The organism is Terriglobales bacterium (assembly GCA_035624475.1).
Taxonomy (GTDB): Bacteria; Acidobacteriota; Terriglobia; order Terriglobales; family Acidobacteriaceae; genus DASPRL01.
This window is the reverse complement of sequence record DASPRL010000375.1, coordinates 1-2,988: the sequence shown is the minus strand read 5'-3', so window position 1 is coordinate 2,988 and position 2,988 is coordinate 1. Positions and strand designations below refer to the sequence as shown.

Sequence of the window (2,988 nt, the reverse complement as noted above, 5' to 3'; positions counted from 1 at the left end):
AGGCGCGCTGGCGCCGCGACGGCAAGGAGATCTACTACATCGCGCCCGACGGCAAGCTGATGGCGGTGGCGGTGGACACCGCGGGCGGCGCCTTCAAGGCCGGTCTCCCCACGCCCCTCTTCCAGACGGAGATCACAGCGGTGTCGTTCGCCTTCCATCAGTACGACGTCACCGCGGACGGGAAGAGGTTCCTGATAAATACGCGCCGGCTGCAGGGCGCGGCCGCGCTTACCGTCTATTCCAACTGGGAAACCCAACTGAAGAAGTAGCTAGCTGATACGGCGGGAGGCGCCGGGGCGCCCGGGTTCCTCCGCCGCCTTGTGCGGGCGGTGCTTCTCGTCCTCGTGGCGGATGAGCAGCACTTCGATCTGGCGCAGCAGATCGCGCGCGTTCACCGGCTTGACCAGCATGGTGTGGGCGCCGGCGTGCCGCCAGGAGCCGCCCAGGTCGGGGAAGGCGGTGAGCACCGCGGTGGCCGGCTGGTAGGGCTGCTGCTGGGCGGCGTGCACCACCTCGTAGCCGGACTCGTCCTGCTCCATCTTCATGTCGGTGATGACCAGGTGGTAGGCATGCTGCTTCATCTGGCGCAGGGCGTCGGGGACCGAAGCCGCGGTCTCGACTTCGAAGCCGCTGCTCTCCAGCACTGCCTTCAGGGTGAGCAGGACGGTGAGATCGTCGTCCACGAGAAGAATGCGGCGCTTCATGGCGGCCTCCAGGGAGAGTCGTGAACCGCAAGTGCCCGCTTGCGGGATGTGAGGACCGGCAGCCGAACCAGGCTGGGCTGCGAAAAAAACCCAAGTCTCTGATTGCTATAATACGCCTCGTGGCCAGCTTCTACGTGGAGAATTTCGGCTGCCGGGCGACCCAGGCCGACGGCGCCGCCTTGGAGCGCGACCTGGAGGCGCGCGGGCTGGCGCGGGCCGCGCGCCCACGCGAGGCCGGGGTGGTGGTGCTGAATTCCTGCACCGTGACCGCGGCCGCCGACCGCGACCTGCGCGCCGCCATCCGCCGTATCCACCGCGAAAATCCCGGCTGCCGCATCCTGGTGACCGGCTGCTACGCGCAGCGCGCGCCCCAGGAACTGGCCGGGCTGGAGGGCGTCTCCTGGGTGGTGGGCAACTCCCACAAGCACCGGGTGGCGGAGATCGCGACCGGAAACTTCGTTCCACTTGCGCAGATCGGAGGCCACGCGTCCACGTTCGTGGGCGACATCTTCGCCCACACGCAGCTCATGGCCGCGCCCGTCTTCGGCGCCGGCGCCGACCACACCCGTCCCAACCTCAAGGTGCAGGACGGCTGCGACAACCGCTGCTCCTTCTGCATCATCCCCTCCGTGCGCGGGCAAAGCCGCTCGCTGCCTTTGGAGGAGTGCCTGCGGCAGGTGCGGGCGCTGGTGGATGCTGGCTACCGCGAGGTGGTGATCTCGGGCATCAACCTGGGACGCTGGGGGCGGGACCTCGCACCGGAGTCGCGCTTCGAGGAGCTGGTGCGCGCCATCCTCCAAGAGACGGAGCTGGAGAAGCTGCGGCTGAGTTCGGTCGAGCCCATGGACTGGTCGGACGAGCTGATCGCGCTGATGGCGGCGTCGCCGCGGGTGGCGCGGCACGCGCACGTCCCGCTGCAGACGGGCAGCGACCGCCTCCTCCGCGCCATGCATCGCAAGTACCGGCCCCGGCACTATGCCGAGCGGGTGCGGAAGATCCGCGCCGCCATGCCCGCGGCGGCCATCGGGGCGGACGTGATGGTGGGATTTCCTGGCGAGAGCGACGCCGAGTTTGAGGAGAGCCGCCGGTTCATCGCTTCCCTGCCCTTCACCTACCTCCACGTCTTCACCTACTCTTCGCGGCCGGGGACGCCAAGCGCGGCCATGCCGCGTCAGGTGCCGGTCGAAGTGGCGCGGGAGCGCAATCGCGTGTTGCGCGAGTTGGCGGCGGAGAAGAATCTTGAGTTCCGGCAGTCGTTCGTAGGGAAGACGCTTGAGGCCATCACGCTGAGTGTCTCGGACGGCGAGTGGACGGAGGCGCTGACCGACAATTACCTGAAGCTGCGCCTGCGCGGGCGGCACGCGGCCAACCGCTGGGTCCGCGCGGACATCGAGGCTGCGACCGAGGACGGGCTGGCGGGCGCGATCGGCTGAGCGGGCGCGCTCCCTTGCCCCGTCGCCTGCGGCTCCGGGCTGCTCGCGCGCGGGGTCTCTCCGCGGCACAGTTATCGCAGGCCTGAAGGACCTGCGCCACCCTGTCCGCCGTTCTGCTGTCCCTGCGGGACTCGCCTTCTTCTCCGTACCCTTACCCGGCACTGACGTGCCGGGCTGGGTTCTGGCGCCCTGGCGGGCTGACTTCATCGCACCTCCGGCGATTGTTCAAGCACGACCCAGCCGCGGCAGCGGCGGAAGAGGGTAGCCCCGGGCGTAAGCCCCGGGGAAGGGTCGGCCAACAACCTCGCGCGCGACCGACGCCGAGGCGTAGCCTACGCGGGAAGGAGCGCGCCCTGCCAAATGATCCGATGGCCCGATCGCCCGATGACCCGATGGTAGGGGGGCATGCTATAATTTTTGGGCTTCACAGCTCTCGAATCCTTCGGAGGACGGTATCGACAAGCGTTTTATCCGCATGAACGAGCGCATCCGGGCGCGGGAGATCCGCGTCATCGGCGACGAGGGCCAGCAGATCGGGATCATGCAGCCCTTCGAGGCGCTCAAGCTGGCCCGCGAAAAGAACCTCGACCTGGTAGAGATCTCGCCCACGGCGCAACCTCCGGTGTGCCGCATCATGGATTACGGGAAATTCCTCTACCAGCAGGAGAAGAAAGAGCGCGAGGCCAAGAAGCATCAGAAGGTCATCGTCGTCAAAGAGGTCAAGTTCCGCATCAACGTGGACGACCACGATTACCAGACCAAGAAGAACCACGTGTTGCGCTTCCTGGCCGAAGGCGACAAGGTGAAGGCGACCATCTTCTTCCGTGGTCGCGAGATGACGCGCCAGGGCC

The 2,988-nt window shown here is 67.5% G+C and carries 4 protein-coding genes; 3 read left to right on the top strand and 1 reads right to left on the bottom strand.

The features are described from left to right. Positions 1-269, top strand: a 269-nt coding sequence (locus tag VEG08_14660; protein HXZ29233.1) for a hypothetical protein, incomplete at its 5' end; no start/stop codon positions are given. On the opposite strand, the gene VEG08_14655 is transcribed toward VEG08_14660, so the two are convergent. Next, positions 270-704 (bottom strand): response regulator, encoded by a 435-nt coding sequence (locus tag VEG08_14655; GenBank protein ID HXZ29232.1) that lies wholly within the window; start codon positions 702-704, stop codon positions 270-272. It abuts the gene before it with no gap. 119 nt (positions 705-823) lie between these two features. Here VEG08_14655 and mtaB point away from each other — a divergent pair, with 119 nt between their 5' ends. Together mtaB and infC are read left to right on the top strand one after the other, a co-directional pair. Beyond that, entirely contained in the window at positions 824-2,137 is a 1,314-nt protein-coding gene (mtaB, locus tag VEG08_14650; GenBank protein ID HXZ29231.1) for a tRNA (N(6)-L-threonylcarbamoyladenosine(37)-C(2))-methylthiotransferase MtaB, read from the top strand. Positions 2,138-2,612: 475 nt separating this feature from the next. Next, positions 2,613-2,988 (top strand): translation initiation factor IF-3 (gene infC / locus VEG08_14645; GenBank protein HXZ29230.1); only part of this gene is annotated, 376 nt, incomplete at its 3' end.

What these genes read in the sequence shown, in the direction of transcription:
- VEG08_14655 (HXZ29232.1), bottom strand. Translation starts at nt 704, where the DNA reads ATGAAGCGCCGCATTCTTCTCGTGGACGACGATCTCACCGTCCTGCTC.